The organism is Mycobacterium sp. 4D054, assembly GCF_052245755.1.
GTDB lineage: Bacteria > Actinomycetota > Actinomycetes > Mycobacteriales > Mycobacteriaceae > Mycobacterium.
In genome coordinates this window covers 1-18,513 of record NZ_JBQQCF010000002.1, presented here as the reverse complement: position 1 = coordinate 18,513, position 18,513 = coordinate 1, and the positions used below count along the sequence as shown (strand labels likewise).

At 68.2% G+C, this 18,513-nt stretch carries 17 protein-coding genes and 2 pseudogenes; 5 read left to right on the top strand and 14 right to left on the bottom strand.

Going from position 1 to position 18,513, the window contains the following annotated elements:
• From ACTWP6_RS01585 to ACTWP6_RS01555, 7 genes and pseudogenes are all read right to left on the bottom strand, one after another.
• Entirely contained in the window at positions 1 to 1,203 is a 1,203-nt protein-coding gene (locus ACTWP6_RS01585) for a THUMP-like domain-containing protein (RefSeq protein ID WP_443186768.1), read from the bottom strand.
• On the bottom strand, positions 1,161 to 2,159 hold the full coding sequence (locus tag ACTWP6_RS01580) for a class I SAM-dependent methyltransferase (protein WP_260751361.1): 999 nt from the start codon (positions 2,157 to 2,159) through the stop codon (positions 1,161 to 1,163). Before ACTWP6_RS01580 ends, ACTWP6_RS01585 begins: the two co-directional genes overlap by 43 nt.
• A 10-nt stretch (positions 2,160 to 2,169) precedes the next feature.
• Positions 2,170 to 2,850: an enoyl-CoA hydratase gene (locus ACTWP6_RS01575; RefSeq protein ID WP_443186666.1), complete on the bottom strand. Its 681-nt coding sequence runs from the start codon at positions 2,848 to 2,850 to the stop codon at positions 2,170 to 2,172.
• Positions 2,847 to 3,680: an NUDIX hydrolase gene (locus tag ACTWP6_RS01570; RefSeq protein ID WP_443186665.1), complete on the bottom strand. Its 834-nt coding sequence runs from the start codon at positions 3,678 to 3,680 to the stop codon at positions 2,847 to 2,849. The genes ACTWP6_RS01575 and ACTWP6_RS01570 overlap by 4 nt, the downstream gene beginning before the upstream one ends.
• Positions 3,677 to 4,516 carry an ABC transporter ATP-binding protein gene (locus tag ACTWP6_RS01565; protein ID WP_443186767.1) on the bottom strand — a complete coding sequence of 280 codons (840 nt, stop codon included), beginning with the start codon at positions 4,514 to 4,516 and terminating at the stop codon, positions 3,677 to 3,679. The genes ACTWP6_RS01570 and ACTWP6_RS01565 overlap by 4 nt, the downstream gene beginning before the upstream one ends.
• 40 nt (positions 4,517 to 4,556) lie before the next feature.
• Positions 4,557 to 5,215: pseudogene (gene yczE, locus ACTWP6_RS01560) on the bottom strand (membrane protein YczE).
• A gap of 71 nt (positions 5,216 to 5,286) precedes the next feature.
• Complete coding sequence (locus ACTWP6_RS01555; RefSeq protein WP_260751358.1) at positions 5,287 to 5,439, bottom strand: hypothetical protein; 153 nt, start codon at positions 5,437 to 5,439, stop codon at positions 5,287 to 5,289.
• 62 nt (positions 5,440 to 5,501) lie between these two features.
• Here ACTWP6_RS01555 and yczR point away from each other — a divergent pair, with 62 nt between their 5' ends.
• Positions 5,502 to 6,944, top strand: coding sequence for a MocR-like transcription factor YczR (gene yczR / locus ACTWP6_RS01550; RefSeq protein WP_443186664.1), 1,443 nt, complete (start codon positions 5,502 to 5,504; stop codon positions 6,942 to 6,944).
• Between the two features lie 7 nt (positions 6,945 to 6,951).
• Here yczR and serB read toward each other — a convergent pair whose 3' ends face one another.
• Positions 6,952 to 8,211 carry a phosphoserine phosphatase SerB gene (gene serB, locus ACTWP6_RS01545; RefSeq protein WP_443186663.1) on the bottom strand — a complete coding sequence of 420 codons (1,260 nt, stop codon included), beginning with the start codon at positions 8,209 to 8,211 and terminating at the stop codon, positions 6,952 to 6,954.
• 25 nt (positions 8,212 to 8,236) lie between these two features.
• Positions 8,237 to 9,982: an aa3-type cytochrome oxidase subunit I gene (ctaD, locus tag ACTWP6_RS01540; protein WP_260758022.1), complete on the bottom strand. Its 1,746-nt coding sequence runs from the start codon at positions 9,980 to 9,982 to the stop codon at positions 8,237 to 8,239.
• A gap of 196 nt (positions 9,983 to 10,178) precedes the next feature.
• Here ctaD and ACTWP6_RS01535 point away from each other — a divergent pair, with 196 nt between their 5' ends.
• Together ACTWP6_RS01535 and ACTWP6_RS01530 are read left to right on the top strand one after the other, a co-directional pair.
• On the top strand, positions 10,179 to 11,321 hold the full coding sequence (locus ACTWP6_RS01535) for an iron-siderophore ABC transporter substrate-binding protein (RefSeq protein WP_260751355.1): 1,143 nt from the start codon (positions 10,179 to 10,181) through the stop codon (positions 11,319 to 11,321).
• Positions 11,322 to 11,451: 130 nt separating this feature from the next.
• Positions 11,452 to 12,498 (top strand): NAD(P)-dependent alcohol dehydrogenase, encoded by a 1,047-nt coding sequence (locus ACTWP6_RS01530; protein ID WP_260751354.1) that lies wholly within the window; start codon positions 11,452 to 11,454, stop codon positions 12,496 to 12,498.
• Between the two features lie 3 nt (positions 12,499 to 12,501).
• On the opposite strand, the gene ACTWP6_RS01525 is transcribed toward ACTWP6_RS01530, so the two are convergent.
• Positions 12,502 to 12,837 carry a DUF3349 domain-containing protein gene (locus ACTWP6_RS01525; protein WP_443186662.1) on the bottom strand — a complete coding sequence of 112 codons (336 nt, stop codon included), beginning with the start codon at positions 12,835 to 12,837 and terminating at the stop codon, positions 12,502 to 12,504.
• 230 nt (positions 12,838 to 13,067) lie between these two features.
• Between ACTWP6_RS01525 and ACTWP6_RS01520 the strand changes: the two genes are divergently transcribed.
• Positions 13,068 to 13,721: a response regulator gene (locus tag ACTWP6_RS01520; protein ID WP_260751351.1), complete on the top strand. Its 654-nt coding sequence runs from the start codon at positions 13,068 to 13,070 to the stop codon at positions 13,719 to 13,721.
• On the opposite strand, the gene ACTWP6_RS01515 is transcribed toward ACTWP6_RS01520, so the two are convergent.
• The 4 genes and pseudogenes from ACTWP6_RS01515 to ACTWP6_RS01500 all read right to left on the bottom strand — a co-directional run.
• Positions 13,699 to 14,067, bottom strand: a complete 369-nt coding sequence (locus ACTWP6_RS01515; RefSeq protein WP_443186661.1) for a response regulator — start codon at positions 14,065 to 14,067, stop codon at positions 13,699 to 13,701. The two genes, ACTWP6_RS01520 and ACTWP6_RS01515, sit on opposite strands and share 23 nt — an antisense overlap.
• A 150-nt stretch (positions 14,068 to 14,217) precedes the next feature.
• Positions 14,218 to 15,180 carry a class 1b ribonucleoside-diphosphate reductase subunit beta gene (gene nrdF / locus ACTWP6_RS01510; RefSeq protein ID WP_443186766.1) on the bottom strand — a complete coding sequence of 321 codons (963 nt, stop codon included), beginning with the start codon at positions 15,178 to 15,180 and terminating at the stop codon, positions 14,218 to 14,220.
• A gap of 194 nt (positions 15,181 to 15,374) precedes the next feature.
• Positions 15,375 to 16,886, bottom strand: coding sequence for a flavin-containing monooxygenase (locus ACTWP6_RS01505; protein WP_443186660.1), 1,512 nt, complete (start codon positions 16,884 to 16,886; stop codon positions 15,375 to 15,377).
• 125 nt (positions 16,887 to 17,011) lie between these two features.
• Positions 17,012 to 18,211, bottom strand: a pseudogene (locus tag ACTWP6_RS01500) (HD domain-containing phosphohydrolase); the annotation flags it as partial.
• Positions 18,212 to 18,346: 135 nt separating this feature from the next.
• Here ACTWP6_RS01500 and ACTWP6_RS01495 point away from each other — a divergent pair.
• A partial coding sequence (locus tag ACTWP6_RS01495; RefSeq protein ID WP_443186765.1) for a transposase occupies positions 18,347 to 18,513 on the top strand: 167 nt, incomplete at its 3' end.

Below are 18,513 nucleotides of genomic sequence, written 5' to 3'. Positions count from 1 at the left end.
TCAGCGTGACGGACGACATATGAATGCCGTTGCCCGGCTTGCCACCCCGGAACCCAGCCGGGTGATGACCACGCTCACATGAGCGTCCCCGCGCAGCCGCAGCCGACTGCGCAACACGTCCGGATCGACGGCGACACCGCGGACGAGGATTTCGACAGCTCCGGCGGCGTGGCGCGAAAGCGCCTGCCGCAGGTGTCGTTCGCTGAACGCCACCTGCTCCAGGACCTCGAAGCCGCGCTGACCGTCGGGTAACCGGTCGCCGGACAGGTAGGCAATGTCGCGGTCGAGCTGCCAGAGCCCGTGCCGCGCCGCGTACTGGCGCACCAGTCCAGAGCGCACCACCGCGCCGTCGGGGTCGACGATCCACCGCCCCGCCGGCGCCACCGCGCACTCCCCGGGATCGGTGTCGGTGAGCTGTTCTCCGGTGTCCAGGACGGTCGCTCGCCGCCGCACGCCTGCCGCCAGTCCCCGTGACCACAGGCATGCCTCGCGGACACTTCCTCCCAGCGATGTCACCTCGATCTCGCCTTCGAAGCCGAGCTCGGCGAGAACCGCGAAATCGACTCCAGGGGCGCACTTCACGACGTGGTCGCGGTGGCGCAGCACGTCGAGCAGCTCGTCCAGCGCAGGCACGTAACCACGCGGAGCGAACCGCCTCCTGGCGCCGCTGCGCCGCGCCGGGTCGACGACGACGACCGCGTCGGCGGTGACCGGCGCGAGCGCGTCGGCCCGGCACAGCGGCACGGTGGCGCCCACGTTGTGCCGGGCCATCGCCAGCCGTACCGGGTCGATGTCGCTACCCAGTACGAAGTCGGCCCGATTGCGAAGCGCGGCAAGCTCACTGCCGATCGAACAGGTGGCGTCGTGCACCGTTCTGCCGGACAGCCTGCGCGCCCGATGTTCGGCGACCGGTGCTGCCGTGGCCTGCTGCAGCGCGTCGTCGGTGAACAACCAGTCCGCCGCATCGGCGAACTTCGCGACTGCTTTGCGCCGCAGTCTGACGGTCTCCACCAGCACCGCCGTCCGGTCACCGAAACGGCTTCTGGCCGAGGCGATATCCGCTACCAACGATGAGTCGGTCAGCGCGTGGCGGGACACCTCGGCCAGGGCCTGCCGGCCGGTGCCACTGCGCAGGTAGGCCACATCGGAAAGGCCGAACTCTACGACGGTTTGACCCCGGTCACCATGACGTTGTAGAACCAGCCCTTCGGCACCACACGGCGCCAAACGTTGGCGTCCACCCAGGACAGCGTGGTCCAGCTTCCGAAGGCGAATTTCGCCCAGCCCCAACCCAACCGGCCCGGCGGCACGGCCGCCTCGAAGGTACGGACCGGCCAGCCCAGCATCGCGGCGGTGAATTCCTCGCTGGCCGTGCGGACTTCGACCGCTCCGGCGTTGGCGGCCATCCGCTCCAGGTCGGCGGGATCGAAGGTGTGCAGATCGACCACGGCCTCGAGTGCGGCCGCCCGCGACGACTCGTCGAGCTCGGCCTGCGGCCTGCGCCAGCCGGCCAGCATCGGCAGCTTGGTGACGTTGGTCGCGACGCGCCACGTCAGCGTCGACAGCTCACGGGCATACCGGTTACCGACTGTGGTGGGCTCCCCCGCGAACACGAACCGCCCCCCGGGCTTGAGCACCCGCACGACCTCACGCAGCGACAGCTCCACGTCGGGAATGTGGTGCAGCACGGCGTGGCCGACCACCAGGTCGAAGGTGTTGTCCTCGTACGGGATGCCCTCGGCGTCGGCGACGCGGCCGTCGATGTCCAGTCCCAGCGACTGACCGTTGCGGGTGGCGACCTTGACCATCCCCGGCGAAAGGTCCGTCACCGATCCGCGACGCGCAACCCCGGCCTGGATCAGGTTGAGCAGAAAGAAGCCTGTCCCGCAGCCCAGCTCGAGGGCCCGATCGTAGGGCAGCTCGCGCTGCACCTCCTCGGGCACCGCGGCGTCGAACCGGCCGCGGGCGTAGTCGACGCAGCGCTGGTCGTAGGAGATGGACCACTTCTCGTCGTAGGTTTCGGCCTCCCAGTCGTGGTAGAGCACCTGGGCCAGCTTGGTGTCGTGCATCGCGGCTTCGACCTGCTCTTTGGTCGCGTGGGGCTGCGGAGCCGGGACGGCGACATCAGAGTAGGCGCCGGGTTCCTTCGTTTCCGTCATGCAGGGCAGCCTAACGTCCGTCGGCGCCGGTGCTCTCATCGCGGGTGAACGACCACTTCGCGGCTGCCAGCACCTCGGCCGGGTAGTCGGTGAAGCGACCGGCCCAGGCCCGCGCCGCGTCGTAGACGCCGTCCGGGGCCACCATCTCGTCGATCAGGCCGAGCGCCAGCGCCTCCCGGGCATCGACGAACCGGCCGCTGAACACGAGATCCCTGGCCTTGCTCTGGCCGATCGCGCGGGCCAGGCGCGCGGCGCCGGTGCCGGTGGGCGCCCGGCCGGCCAGGATCTCCGTCGCCCCGAACTTCACGTTGTCCCCGCTCACCCGCCAGTCGGCCGCCAACGCCAGCGTCAGCCCGGCGCCGAGCGCATAACCGGTGATCGCGGCCACGGTCGGCTTGGGCAGGTTCACCAGCGCCTCGAGCGCGTCGACGGCGACCCGTTCCGCGGCTGCGGCCTCCTCGGCGGACAACGTGTTCAGTTCCGGCATGTCCTCCCCGGCCGAGAAGATCTCATGGCCGCCGAACAGGATCACCGCCGACACCTCGGGCCGGGCCCCCAGGTCGGCTGCGGCTTCGGTGAGCTCCCGATACACCTGGCGGGTCAGCGCGTTCGTCGGCGGCCGGGACACCAGCAGCGTGGCGATCCGCTGCCCGTCGCCGGGGGCCAGGACCGTGCTGACGAACTCCGTCACGCGAGCGGCGCCCCGTCGGTGTAGCCCTGCGGAGCCCGCCGGTTGCGCGCCGCGTTGTAGCGCTCACCGTCGAAGAACTCGATCTCCCAGTTCCCGCCGTTGCGGGCGGCGAGCGAGGGTTCGATGGCGACGATCTTGCGTTCCACGGCGAGCACCTCGGACACGGTGCGCCCGTTCAGCGCGTCGAGCTGCGTCCACGTCGGCGGCAGCAGAAAGCTGCGGCCGTCGGCGAAGTCGTCGAGGGCGGCCTGCGGGGTCACCCAGTCGGCCTTGTCGGTTTCGGTGTTGTCGCCGTCGGCGCGCTGCCCCTGAGGCAGCGCTCCCACGAAGAAGTAGGTGTCGTAACGGCGGGTGCGCTCCTCCTTGGGAGTGACCCAGTTCGCCCACGGCCGCAGCAGATCGGCGCGCAGCACCAGCTTCTCCGAGCGCAGGAACTCACCGAACGACAGCGACTTGTTCTCCAGCGCCGCCCGCTGCTCGCGGTACACCGAGGCATCGTCGACCAGCAGGTCCGGATCGTCGGCCGCGCCGGCGAACAGCACGCCGGACTCTTCGAAGGTCTCGCGCGCGGCGGCGCACACGAGCGCCTCGGCGAGTTCGGGATCCACGTTGAATCGCTCGGCCCACCAGTTGCGGTCCGGACCGTGCCAGGCGACGTCGGCGTTGCGGTCCCGGTCGTCGACGCCCCCGCCGGGGAACACCATCACCCCGGCGACGAAGTCCATCGCCGAGTGCCTGCGCATCAGGAAGATCTTGATGCCCTCAGGCGTGTCGCGCACCAGCATCACGGTCGCGGCGGGGCGGGGCACCAGCGGGTCGGGGTCGGTCATGCACGTCTCCTGTGGGCGGCGCGGCTACGGGTGCGGCGGGCGAAATAGCGTCCGTCGATGTAGTCCAGCGCGATGGACTGGCCGAAGGCCTTGGACAGATTCTCGGCGGTCAGCACATCGCTGAGGAGTCCGGAGTCAACCACTTTGCCTTCGGACAGAATCAGGCAGTGGGAGAAGCCCGGCGGGATCTCCTCGACGTGATGGGTGACCAGCACCAGCGCCGGGGCATCGGGATCGGCGGCCAGATCGCTCATCCGCGCCACCAGCTCCTCCCGGCCGCCCAGATCGAGCCCTGCGGCCGGCTCGTCGAGCAACAGCAGCTCCGGGTCGGTCATCAGGGACCGCGCGATCAGTACCCGCTTGCGCTCGCCCTCCGACAGCGTCCCGAACGTGCGCTCGGCGAGGTGCTCGGCGCCGACGCTCTCCAGCATGTCGACGGCCTGCACGTAGTCCACCTCGTCGTATTCCTCGCGCCACCGCCCCAGCACCGCGTAGCCCGCGGACACCACGAGATCCCGCACCATCTCGTCGTCGGGAACCCGCTGGGACAGCGCCGCGCTGCTCAGCCCGACGCGCGAACGCAGTTCCGACATGTCGACGCGGCCGAGCCGCTCCCCCAGGACATACGCGGTGCCCGACGAGGGGTGCTCCATCGCGGCCGCCATGCGCAGCAACGAGGTCTTGCCCGCCCCGTTCGGCCCGATCACCACCCAGCGTTCGTCGAGTTCCACCGACCAGGTCACCGGGCCCACCAGCAACCGCCCGTTGCGGCGCAGGGTGACGTTGGCGAAGTCGATCAGCAGGTCGGGGTCGGCTTCCGGCACCGGATCCTGCACGGCATCGGAGCGGTCGTCGACTGGCACCCGACCATCGTAGTCAGCTCGAAATCGCCCGCCCGTCGCCGCCGTTGAGGACGACCCGATCGGCCACCGCGGCGGTGCCCGCATCCCGTTCGGCGATGCGCCGGCCGGTCCCCGGACGCGGCGATTCGACCCGGGCCCATCCGCTGGCCGCCAGTACCCGCCGCGGCGTCAGCCGCAGAAACAGTTGCACCAGCGGACCGATACCGAACGCGTAGACGAGCGTGCCGATGCCGACCGTGCCGCCGAGACCCAACCCACCGCCAGCACCGTGACTTCGATGCCGGTCCGGATCAGGCGCACCGACCGGCCTGTGCGCACGACCAGACCGGTCATGAGGCCGTCGCGCGGTCCGGGACCGAGCCCGGCGCCGATGTAGAGCACGGTGCTCAGTGCGTTGAGGACGACCGCGGTGCCCAGAAGCGTCGCGCGCACGGGCAGAGACTCCGGTGCCGGAATGAGCCACAGCGCGACGTCGACGCTGACCGCGATCACGACCACGTTGGCGACGGTGCCGATCCCGGGCCGGTTGCGCAGCGGGATCCAGGCCAGCAGCACCACCACGCCGGTCACCGCCGAGGCGGTCCCGATGCTCATGCCGGTCCGCTCCGACAAGCCCTGATGGAACACGTCCCACGGGTCCAGGCCGAGGCCGCTGCGGACCATCATCGCCATCGACACGCCATAACCGCACAACCCGGCGAGCAGCGCCGCGCCTCGCAGTGCTGCGCGCGGGACCGCCGCCACTACGCGTGGTCCGGGAAGTGCATTCGGATCGCGTCCAGCTCACTGCGCACGCGTCGGGCGTCGGAATCGCGCTCGTCGACGGTGCTGCCCATCGAAGGCAGGTAGTACAGGTCGGCCAGCCGCTGGCCCAGGCGAGATAACCAGTGCGTCATGCGGCCATGATGGGCCAGAACTGGCTTGCCTCTCAATATCCAGTTGAGCAATACTGGCCCTAATGACTGGCGCAATGGCGGTGCGATCGCTCGATGTGGACCTTTTGGCTCGCGAGCTGGGTAACTGGCGGACGTCCAGTCGCACGGGGCCGGCGTATCACGGTCTCGCCGATGCCATCCGGTTGCTGATCATCGACGGCCGGGTCCCGGTCGGTGCCCGGCTGCCCAGCGAGCGGGCACTCGCCGAGGCGCTGCACGTGTCCCGCACCACGGTCACGGCGGCCTACGCGCAGTTGCGCGACGACGGCTACCTCAATGCACGGCGCGGCGCCCGCAGCACCACCGCGCTGCCGCTGAGCCCGACCGAGCCCGCACCCGCCACCACGGCCGCCGCCAATCTCGCGGCGGCCACCCTGGCCGCCCCTGCGGCCGTCGTCTCGCAGGCATTCGTCGACGCCGCCGCACAGGTCACCCCGTACCTGCACGACATCGGCATCGAATTGTTCGGGGTGCCGCCACTGCGCGCTGCGATCGCCGAAAGATATTGTGCGCGTGGGCTTCCCACTGAACCTGACGAGATCATGGTGACCACCGGAGCGTTGCACGCGATCGGGTTGATCCTGGCCACCTACACCCAGCCCGGGGATCGCGTCCTCGTCGAACAACCCACCTATCACGGGGCACTGGCGGCGATGGCCTCGCGCGGCGTGCGACCGGCGCCGGTGGCGATGACACCCGACGGCTGGGAGCTCGACGCCGTCGAGGCCACTATTCGGCAACTGGCACCCAAGCTCGCGTACCTGATCCCCGACAACCACAATCCGACCGGTATGACCATGCCGGTCGCCGAGCGGAAGCGCTTGGCGCACATCATCAGTGACACCCGCACCCGCACGGTTGCCGACGAGACCATCACCGACATGTGGCTCGACGAACAGGTACCCGCCCCGTTCGCCGCGTCGATGACGACGCGGCGCGACCTGGTGCTGACGGTCGGCTCGATGTCGAAGTCGTTCTGGGGCGGTTTGCGGATCGGCTGGATCCGCGCCGACCGAAGCTCGCTGGCCACCATCGCCGCGTTGCGGCCTTCGGTGGACATGGGCACCCCGATCCTCGAACAGCTTGCCGGGGCCCGGCTTCTGGCGGCCGAGGACGAGGTGCTGCCCGAGCGCCGCGACCTGCTGCGGTCCCGGCGGGCCCTGCTGCTGCGGCTGCTCGCCGAGCACCTTCCCGACTGGCAACCGGTGCCGGGCACCGGCGGCCTGTCGCTGTGGGTGCGGTTGCCCGCCCCGATGAGTTCGGCGTTGTCGGCGGCGGCGTCCCGGATGGGTCTGGAGATCCCGCCCGGTCCGCGCTTCGGGGTGGACGGCACGCTGGAACGCTTCATCCGGGTGCCCTACGCGCTGCCGGATCCTCAGCTGGTCGCCGCGATCGAGTTGCTGGCGCGGGCCTGGCGCAGCGTCACCGGTATGACCCCGCCGGAGCCGACCGCCGTCGTGGTCTGAGCCGGCTTCAGTCGGTGATCTCGACGCGGCGGACCACGCCGTCGAGGGCGTCCGCCGCTTCGATCTCGCCGCGGGTGATGCCGAGGATGAACAGCACGGTGTCCAGATAGGGATGGTTGAGCGAGGCGTCGGCAACCTCACGTAGTGCCGGCTTGGCGTTGAATGCCACCCCGAGTCCCGCGGCCGACAGCATGTCGATGTCGTTGGCGCCGTCGCCCACCGCCACCGTCTGCTCCATCGTCACCCCGGCCTGTTGGGCGAAGTCCCGCAGCGCCTTGGCTTTTCCCGGCCGGTCGACGACGTCGCCGACCACCCGGCCGGTGAGCTTGCCGTCGACGATCTCCAGTTCGTTGGCGGCGACGAAGTCCATCATCAGCTCGTGTGCGAGCGGCTCGATGACCTGCCGGAAGCCCCCCGAGACGATGCCGCAGTAATAGCCGAGTCGGCGCAGCGTGCGGATGGTGGTGCGCGCGCCCGGTGTGAGCTCGATCTGCTCGGCGACGTCGTCGAGGACCGAGGCCGGCAGACCGGCAAGGGTCGCCACCCGCCGGTGCAACGATTCGGCGAAATCGAGTTCGCCGCGCATCGCGGCCTCGGTGACCTCGGCCACGGCGGCCTCGGCGCCGGCGTGGGCGGCCAGCATCTCGATGACCTCGCCCTGGATCAACGTGGAATCGACATCGAACACGATCAGCCGCTTGGCCCGCCGCGACAGGCTGTAGTCCTCCAGCGCGATGTCGACGCTCTCCTGCACGGCGACGCGGGCCAGCACCTGCTGCAGCCGGCTGTACACCCCCGCAGGAACCGAGACCCGTAGCTCGAGCCCGGTCACCGGGTAGTCGGAGACACCGCGGATGTAATCGATGTTCACCCCGAGCGCGGCGGCCTCCTTGGCGACGACGCCGAACGCCGAGGCGGTGATCGGCCGGCCCAGCACCACGATGGTGTGGGTGGACGGCTCCCGCATCACCGGCAGCCCGTCGCTGCCCTCGATGGTGACGTCGAGGCCGACGCCGTGGATCGCCGCTTCGACCTCGTCGCGCAACTCGGAGCGGCCGGCGACCTCGGGGGTCACCGCGACCAGCACTCCGAGCGTCAGCCGACCGCGGATCACGACCTGTTCGACGTTGAGCAGCTCAACCCGGTGCCGGGACAGCACCTTGAACAGTGCGGACGTGACGCCCGGCTGGTCCTTCCCGGTGACGGTGATCAGCAGCGACGACCGGTCGCGTGACGAGCCGACAGTCCAGTTCTGTGATGCGCTCACGCGTGGGTGCCGCTCGTCGGCTCCGTCAGCTACGTACTTCGACGTCGTCGATCCGGGTCACGTCGCCGTCCTCCGGCCCGTGGGCCCGGCCCACGTGGGCTTCGCGGCGCATCCGCTCGATCATGTGCGGGTAGTGCAGTTCGAACGCGGGACGCTCGGAGCGGATCCGGGGCAACTCGGTGAAGTTGTGCCGCGGCGGCGGGCAACTGGTGGCCCACTCCAGCGAGTTGCCGTATCCCCACGGATCGTCGACGGTGACGACCTCGCCGTAACGCCAGCTCTTGAACACGTTCCACAGGAACGGCAGCGTGGAGGCGCCGAGGATGAACGCGCCGATGGTCGACACCACGTTCAGCGTGGTGAACCCGTCGCTGGGCAGGTAGTCGGCGTAGCGGCGCGGCATGCCCTCGTCACCGAGCCAGTGCTGCACCAGGAAGGTGGTGTGGAAACCGATGAACGTCAGCCAGAAGTGCAGCTTGCCCAGCCGTTCGTCGAGCAGCCGGCCGGTCATCTTCGGGAACCAGAAGTAGATGCCGGCGTAGGTGGCGAACACGATGGTGCCGAACAGCACGTAATGGAAGTGCGCGATGACGAAGTAGCTGTCGGTGACGTGGAAGTCCAGCGGCGGGCTGGCCAGCAGCACGCCGGACAGGCCACCGAGCAGGAACGTCGCGATGAAGCCGATCGAGAACAGCATGGGTGTCTCGAACGTCAACTGGCCCTTCCACATCGTGCCGATCCAGTTGAAGAACTTGATACCGGTCGGCACCGCGATCAGGAACGTCATGAAGCTGAAGAACGGCAGCAGCACGGCGCCGGTGGCATACATGTGGTGCGCCCACACCGCGACCGACAGAGCGGCGATGCCCAGGGTGGCGTAGATCAGCGTGGTGTAGCCGAAGATCGGCTTGCGGGAGAACACCGGGAAGATCTCGCTGACGATGCCGAAGAACGGCAGCGCGATGATGTAGACCTCGGGGTGGCCGAAGAACCAGAACAGGTGCTGCCACAGCAACACACCGCCGTTGGCGGGGTCGTAGACGTGCGCCCCGAGGTGGCGGTCGGCGGCCAGCCCGAACAGCGCCGCGGTCAGGATCGGGAACGCCAGCAGCACCAGGATCGAGGTGACCAGGATGTTCCAGGTGAAGATCGGCATCCGGAACATCGTCATGCCCGGCGCACGCATGCACACCACGGTGGTGATCATGTTCACGCCGCCCAGGATGGTGCCCAGACCACCGACCGCCAGGCCCATGATCCACAGGTCACCGCCTGCTCCGGGCGAGTGGATGGCGTCGGTCAGCGGCGAGTACGCGGTCCAGCCGAAGTCGGCCGCACCACCGGGGGTGATGAAGCCGGCGGTCGCGATCAGCGCGCCGAACAGGAACAACCAGAACGAGAACGCGTTCAGCCGCGGGAACGCGACGTCGGGGGCGCCGATCTGCAGCGGGAGCACCAGGTTCGCGAAGCCGAACACGATCGGCGTCGCGTAGAACAGCAGCATCACCGTGCCGTGCATGGTGAACAGCTGGTTGAACTGCTCGTTCGACAGGAACTGCAGCCCGGGCGCGGCCAGCTCGGTCCTCATGAACAGCGCCATCAGGCCGCCGATCAGGAAGAACGCGAAGCACGCGACGCAGTACATGATGCCGATCAGCTTGTGATCGGTGGTGGTGATCAGTTTGTAGATCAGGTTGCCCTTGGGTCCCAGCCGTGCCGGGAACGGCCGCCGAGCTTCAAGTTCTCCGATTGGGGGCGCTTCCGCTACCAACTGGTCCTCCAACCTTCCGTATCGCTGACCGGGATGACCGGATCGAACAGTCGGCGGGGCCGACGATTCGTATGAATCCTAACTCCCCGGAGCGACTGCGCTCGGGGTGGTCCTACATACCGTCGTAATTGGCCTGGCGCGGATCTTGTGACATGCCCTGACCTGCCGGGCGATGCACAGATGTTAACGTCGGCCCGTGCTGATCACGGGAGCGCGGGCGGGCCGCTGGGCCTCCCGGTCGGCGGGCCTGACCGCGGTCGGCACCGCGATCGTCGTCGCCGCGCTCAACGGCTGCGGCTCCTCCGGTGATGCCCCCGCCGCCACGCCCGGCGCGACCTCGGTCACCACCAGCGTCACCCGCATCGCGAGCGCGGGCGTGCTCGGCAACGACCGCAGGCCCGACGAATCCTGCGCGCCCGAACCGGCACCGCTCGACGACGGTCCCCCGGACCGCGAGGTGCGCAACGCGACCGGGCACGGCATCTCTCCCCCGATTCCCGAAGTCACCCAGGTGCGCGCGGACCCGCAGCGCATCGTCGTGCTCGCGGGCGACCAGCTCGACGCCCTGTGCGCGCTCGGACTGCAGTCCCGCATCGTGGCGGCCGCGCTGCCCGACGGTTCGCAGACACAACCGGCCTACCTCGGCACGGTGATCCATGAACTGCCCGGCGCCGGTGACCGCAGTGACCCCGACCTCGACGCCGTCCGGGCTGCCGAACCGGATCTGATCCTCGGATCGGTGGCGCTGACCCCACAGGACCATCCCGGGCTCGCCGAGATCGCGCCGACCGTCTTCACCGGTCCTGCGGGCGCGGCGTGGAAGGACACGCTGCGGACCGTGGGTGCGGCCACCGGGCGCATAGGGGCAGCGAACGCGGTGATCGAGGAGTTCGACCGCCAGGCCGACCAAATCGGTCAGGACAGCGACGCGACACATTTCCAGGCATCGGTGGTGCAGTTCACAGACACCACGATGAGGGTGTTCGGCCCCGACAGCTTCCCCGGCAGCGTGCTGGCCGAGGTCGGGGTCGATCGCCCGGCCGCGCAGCGCTTCACCGGCAAGCCGTACGTCGAGGTCGGCATCACAGACGAGGATCTCGGGGATTCGCCCGACTTCTCGATCGCCGACGGCGACATCCTCTATGTGTCGTTCGCCACTGCCGAAGCCCGCGAACGCGCGCCTGAGGTGCTCAACAGCGATGCGTGGCGGCGGCTGTCGGCCAACCGCGACGATCGGGTGTTCGCGGTGAACAACGAGGTGTGGCAGAGCGGCGGCAATGTGGTGGCCGCGCGCGGAATCCTCGCCGACCTACGATGGGTCAACGCACCGATCAACTGACGGCCCGGGATTAACGCACCGGCCCCCGCGGTTGGAAATCGACGAGCCGCAGCGTTGCGGCAATTTTCGCGGCACCCGGCCTGCCCAGGCAGGGGTCTCATGCCAGAAATTCGATGAGTTAGAGGTAATGATGAGCACCGTTTCCGCATTCGCAGCCACTTCGCCCGACGCTCCGCTGACCAGAACGACCGTCACGCGCCGTGACGTCGGACCGCACGACGTGGCGTTCGACATCCACTTCGCCGGCATCTGCCACTCCGACATCCACACCGTGCGGGGCGAATGGGGGGCCGCCGAGTACCCGATCGTGCCGGGACACGAAATCGCCGGCATCGTCACCGAAATCGGCTCCGAGGTAACGAAATTCAAGGTCGGAGACCGGGTCGGCGTGGGGTGCTTCGTCGACTCGTGCCGCGAGTGCGAGGCATGCCGCGCCGGCGAGGAGCAGTACTGCACCGGCGGTGGGATGGTCGGCACCTACAACGCTGTCGGTCGTGACGGCGAGCGCACGCAGGGCGGGTACAGCGGCGCGATCGTGGTCGACGAGAACTATGTGCTGACCATTCCGGACGCGATCCCGCTGGACCAGGCGGCCCCGCTGCTGTGCGCGGGCATCACCACGTATTCGCCGCTGCACCACTGGAACGCCGGGCCGGGCAAGAAGGTGGCGGTAATCGGTCTGGGCGGACTCGGACACCTTGCGGTCAAGCTGGCCGTCGCGATGGGCGCCGAGGTGACGGTGCTCAGTCAGTCACTCAAGAAGATGGAGGACGGTCTGCGCCTGGGCGCGTCCGACTACCGCGCCACCAGCGACCGCGACACCTTCAAAGAGCTGCAGGGCACTTTCGACCTGATCCTCAACACCGTGTCAGCCAACCTGAAGATGGACGACTACCTCAAGCTGCTCAAGCTGGACGGCACCCTGGTCGAACTCGGCATGCCCGAGCATCCGATGGAGGTCCCGGCCGGTGCGCTGGTGTTCGGACGGCGCAGCATCGCAGGCTCGTTGATCGGCGGCATCGCCGAGACCCAGGAGATGCTCGACTTCTGCGCCGAGCACGGGGTGGCCCCGGAGATCGAGATCATCGAGCCGGACGACATCAACGAGGCCTACGAACGTGTCGTGGCCAGCGACGTGCGATACCGGTTCGTCATCGACACCAGCTCGCTGCGCTGACGGTCAGTCCGCGTCGTCTCTGTCGGCGTCCAGCCCCGCCAGCGGCCACCCTGCCGCGGCCAGTATCGCCGCCACCCGAGCGACGTTCTCCGGCCCGGCATCGTGGTGTGTGACGTCCTTGATGAAGGCCTCGATCTCGTCGTGGTCGATCTTCGTTTCGGCGGCGGTCGGCGAGCGGTTTTCGGTGAGGCGGGCGATCACCTCGCGGATCTGTTCCTCGGTCAATGGGGTGGCACGTAACAGCGCCAACAGCGGTACACGATCCGGACCGGGGACGCCCCCGGGATAACCGGCGCGCAGCCATTCCAGGATCGACTGGAACAGGGACTTGGCGTTCACGGATCCAGTGTCCTCTCAACCGGCGGCGCGCCCGCTGCCGGGGCGGCCGACCGCGGTCCCAAGTGAGTTCCTCCGGGAGTGCTTGCAGCGCAGGGCAGTTCAACGGCGTCAGCATGTACAGCACCCCGTGCGCGGCGGCCGCGCGCGCCGATGCTGCGCGAACTGATTCGACGGTGACATGACAGTGCGAGAATGAGGCGCCACGCTCACGCCGGGGGCCGGGAGGACACATGAGCGCGCCGAGGGTTGTCGTCGCCGACGACGACGTGTTGTTGCGCGAAGGGCTTGCCAGCCTGATGGAGCGCTCGGGTTTCGATGTGGTCGGACAGGCCGGTGACGGTGTGTCGCTGCTGGATCTGGTCCGGGAACATCGGCCGACACTGGTGTTGACCGACATCCGGATGCCGCCGACTCACACCAGCGAAGGGCTCGACGCGGCCCGCACGATACGGGCGGAATCTCCGGAGGTCGGCATCGTGGTGCTGTCGGCCCATGTCGACGTCGACCATGCGATGGAGCTGCTGGCCGGTGGCCACGCCATCGGCTATCTGCTGAAGAGTCGGGTCACCGACGTCGCCGATTTCGTCGACACGCTGCAGCGGGTCGCCAATGGCGCGTCCGTGGTCGACCCGGCCCTGGTGGCCGAACTGGTCTCGGCCCGCAAGCGCGACGATCCGCTGGCCGCGCTCAGCGCGCGCGAGCACGAGGTGCTGACGTTGATGGCCGAAGGATTGTCCAACGCCGGCATCGGGCGTCGCTTATGGGTGACCGAGGGCACGGTGGAAAAGCACGTGCGCAGCATTCTGACCAAGCTGAACCTGCCGGAGACCGGTGACGATCACCGCCGGGTGCGCGCGGTGATCATGTACCTGGAATCCCGCTGACCCGGTCCAGCAATTCTCTGATCGCCCGCGGAGTCAGGGCGAGTTTGGACAGGAAGCCCAAAGCCGGGCTGGCGGCGATCAAGTCGGCGAAGTCCTGCCCGTCGTGGGTCGACGTCAGGATGACGGGGATGTCGCGCATCTTTTCGGCGACGTCGAACCCGCTTTCGGCGCCGAGGTTCACGTCGACCAGCGCCACGTCCGGATGCAGTTCCCGGGCTCGGCGCAGCGCCTCGTCGGTGTCGCCCGCAGTGCCGACGACCACGATGCCGCCGCGCTCCAGCAGCGTGCGAGCTGCGTCCCGGAAGTCGGCGCTGTCGTCGACGATCAGGCAGCGCGGCGCAGTCATGCTTCCAGCTTGGCAGCATCGGCCACCGACGGCATTCCTGTTAGCGGGAAAACACGGTGCCCTCCGCGCACCGCCCGCCACACGCTCAGTCTGGTTGCACCGCAGCGCCGTACGGAGGACAGGCGACGTCGCCGCGGGTCGCCCGACGGGCTAGAAGTCCCAGTCCTCGTCTTCGGTGTTGACGGCCTTGCCGATCACATAGCTCGACCCTGAGCCGGAGAAAAAGTCGTGGTTCTCGTCGGCGTTGGGGCTCAGCGCGGACAGGATCGCCGGGTTGACGTCGGTCTCATCGCGCGGGAACAGCGCCTCGTAGCCGAGGTTCATCAGTGCCTTGTTGGCGTTGTAGCGCAGGAACTTCTTGACGTCCTCGGTCAAGCCGACCTCGTCGTACAGATCCTGGGTGTATTCGACCTCGTTGTCGTAAAGCTCGAAGAGCAGTTCGTAGGTGTAGTCCTTGAGCTCCTGGCGGGTGGTCTCGTCGGTGAGCGCGAGGCCCCGCTGGAACTTGTAGCCGATGTAGTAGCCGTGCACGGCCTCGTCGCGGATGATCAGCCGGATCATGTCGGCGGTGTTCGTCAGCTTGGCCCGGCTGCTCCAGTACATCGGCAGGTAGAAGCCGGAGTAGAACAGGAAGCTCTCCAACAGGGTCGAGGCCACCTTGCGCTTGAGCGGCTCGTCGCCTTTGTAGTACTGCATGACGATCTCGGCCTTGCGCTGCAGGTTGGGGTTTTCCTCCGACCAGCGGAACGCGTCGTCGATCTCGGAGGTGGAGCACAGCGTCGAGAAGATGTTGGAGTAGCTGCGCGCGTGCACGGACTCCATGAACGCGATGTTGGTGTACACCGCTTCCTCGTGCGGGGTCAGCGCGTCCGGGATGAGGCTGACGGCGCCGACGGTGCCCTGGATGGTGTCGAGCAGCGTAAGACCGGTGAACACCCGCATCGTCAGCTGCTTCTCGTGGTCGGTCAGCGTGTTCCAGGACGGGATGTCATTGGACACCGGGACCTTCTCCGGCAGCCAGAAGTTGCCGGTGAGGCGGTCCCAGACCTCGGCGTCCTTGTCGTCCTGCAGGCGGTTCCAGTTGATGGCCGAGACACGGTCGATCAGTTTCATGCCATCGCTCACGAAAACCCCTTCACCTGCGAAAAGTTGTCACACCAGACCAATCCGGGCCGGCTGGATCGACACTACCCCTGGTATCGGGAGTCGCGCGCCAACACGAGATGTTGTGTCTGGCGTGTCGCCTCGAGAGTGCACACAGATCGCCTGCCGGCGCCGTTTCGCGATCTCACCGCACTCTCGAACGGTCAGCTGGAGAACGCGTACTCCGAGGCGTCGAACCGGCGGGTGGCCAGCCAGTACTGCCAGGTCATACCGCTCCAGAGGGTGCGATTGACGCCGTGCTCGTCGAGATACCAGCTGCGGCAGCCACCGGTGCTCCACACCGTGCCGGCGAGCTCGTTCTGCAGCTCGTCGTTGTAGCGGTCCTGCGCCGCGCGCGTGGGCGCCAGCGCCTGCGCGCCGGCCTTGTCGACCGCGGCGATCGCCTTGGCGGCATAGCGGATCTGCGACTCGATCATGAACACCACCGAGTTGTGTCCCAGCGCGGTGTTGGGGCCGAGCAAAAAGAACAGGTTCGGCATGTCGGCGACGGTGATGCCGCGCAGCGCGGCGATGCCCTCGCGGTTCCACCGGTCGACCAGATCCTCCCCGCCAGGGCCCTTGATGTCGACGTAGGTGTAGGAGTCGGTGACGTGGAAGCCGGTCGCGAACACCACCACGTCGGCTTCCCTTTCGACCCCGTCGGCGGTGACGATGCCCCGTGAGGTGAACCGGGCGATGCGGTCGGTGATCACCTCGGTCTTCGGGTCGGCGATACCGCGGTAGTAGGTGTCGGAGTTGAGGATTCGTTTGCACCCCGCCCGGTAGTCCGGGGTGAGTTTGCGCCGGAGTTCGCGGTCCTTGACCGAGCGGCGGATGTTCCACTTGCCGGCCATCTCCCCGAGCTTGAGCAATCGGGGCTGCTTGGTCATCGCGAATCCGACCGCCTCGTGCAGCCAGTAGATGCCGGCGCGCATGGCGGCCCTGGTACCGGGCACGTTGCTGAACACACGCTGCAACCGTTCCGGGATCGGGTTGTTCGGCCTGGGCATCACCCAGGCCGGGGTGCGCTGGTAGAGCTGCAGTTCACCGACGTCCTTGACGATCTCGGGCACGATCTGGATGGCGCTGGCGCCGGTGCCGATCACCGCCACCTTCTTGCCGGTGATGTCGACGTCGTGGTCCCACTGAGCGGAGTGGAATGCGATCCGCCCGGCGGCCAGGTAGTCGTCGTAGCCGTCGAACTCCGGGATCAGCGGGATGTGCAGCCCGCCCGCTCCGGAGACCAGGAACTGCGCGACGAACTCGCGGCCGTCCTTGGTGTAGACGTGCCAACGCATCTCGTCGTCGTCCCACACCGCGCGGTCGACATGCGCGCCGAACTCGATGTAGCGGCGCAGCCCGTACTTGGCGGTGACCCCGAGTAGGTAGTCCTGGATCTCCGGCTGGAACGACCACATGTGTGTCCAGTCGGCCTTCGGTTCGAACGAGAACGAGTACATGTGCGACGGGATGTCGCAGGCGCAGCCGGGGTAGGTGTTGTCCCGCCAGGTGCCGCCGATCTCGTCGGCCTTCTCCAGGATGAGGAACTCGACGCCGCGTTGCTGCAGTTCGATCGCCATGCCGAGCCCGGAGAAGCCGGAGCCGATGATCAGGGCGCGGGTGCGGACCGGCACCTGTCCGGTGGAGGTCGTGTCAGCGTGTTCAGCCACGGTCATGACGCCGACTGTACCTGGGAACGCCGGTACCGTTTAAGTACATTCCGCCGAAATCGCATTCCACGTGGGCTTTCGGGCGGTTTCGGCGCGCGGAATGCAATTTCGGCGCTGATCAGGCCCGCTGATCAGGCTGGAGTGACCAGGCCGTGCTTGAGCGCGAACATGCTGGCGCCGATGCGGTTGCCTGCGCCGATCTTCGTGTAGATCCGCTCGACGTGGTTGCGTGCCGTTTTTCCCGAGATCCCGAGCGTCGCGGCGATCTCCTTGTTCGACGCGCCGCGGGCGACCAGGCACAGCACCTCGATCTCGCGCGAGGTGAGCCCGCAGGGACGCGGGCTGGGGCGACGGCTGCGGTGGCCGCCGGCCTGGAGGACCGCGTCGACGGCGGCCTCGTCGAGCTGACCTCCGCGCACCCGCTCACGCAACCGGGCCGCCGCCCCCGCTCCGGGCAGCGGCTCGCGGTACGGGCGGGGCTCCAGCGCGGATCGGTAGGCCACGGCTGCGGCGAGAATCCGGTCGGGCAGGCCCAGGGCCGCGGCGGGCAGCCCGCGTGGATACCCGGAACCGTCCACGCACTCGTGGTGATTGCCGGCCACTGCCGCGACCACCCCTAGGCCGTCGACCTGGCTGAGGATGCGCACGGTCAGATACGGGTGCAGCCGCACCCGCTCGAGCTCCCCGGCGGTCAGCGACGACGGCTTCGACCAGATCTGGTTGGACACCCCGATGCGGCCCAGATCGTGCACGTGTCCGGCGCGGCGCACGACGGTGACGGTGTCGCAATCCAAACCCGCCAGGCTCGCGGCATCGGCGGCGAGCGCGGCGACCGCACGCGAATGCCCAAGTGTGAAAGGGCATTTGAGGTCAACGAAGTCGCCGAGCGCCACCAACATGGAGTCGAGTTCCGCGGCGCCGAGCCGCTGTCCGTAGTCGGGAGCTTCGCGCGAGGCGACCGTCCAGGCCTCCCCTGGGGCCGGAAGCGACAGGACACGCCCGGCGTCGGCGGTGAACGCATCGACCACGCGCGGATCGAACTGACCACCGCGCCGACTGCGGGCCATCGCGACCGCTCCGTCGACGCCGTAGGTGCGATGGTGCACCTCCGCCACGTCGGCGAGCTGTGCCACCCGCATCGGCATCGGGATGCCGTCCCCGCCGACGCCGGCGGGAAGTCCGCCGCCGTCGTAGCGCTCGAAGGTGTAGCCGAGCACGGACTGCACCTCCGCGCTCAGGCCCAACCGGTCGGCCAGCATGCCCGCCGACGAGCAGTGGGAATGGATCAGTTGCGAGATCTGGCCCCGCGCATCGGCGAAAAGCGTTGCCATGGGTTGCGTCCAGCAGAGTGGTGTACGAGTCGGACCTGATCAGCGGTACCGGCGTGTCGTTGCCGAATGATTGAGGGTCATCGCGTGATTCTTCGAGAGACCCGTCAAAGTCACTCGAGCAAAGGAATCGACGCGATGACCACTGCCCACAATATCGACCTGCCCACCGTGCTGTCCGAACGACTCACCACAGCGCACCCTGACGTGCTGCGTGAGCTGCTGGCCACGTTTATCCACACCCTGATGGGTGCAGAGGCCGACGCCCTGTGCGGCGCCGGCTACGGCGAGCGCAGCACCGAGCG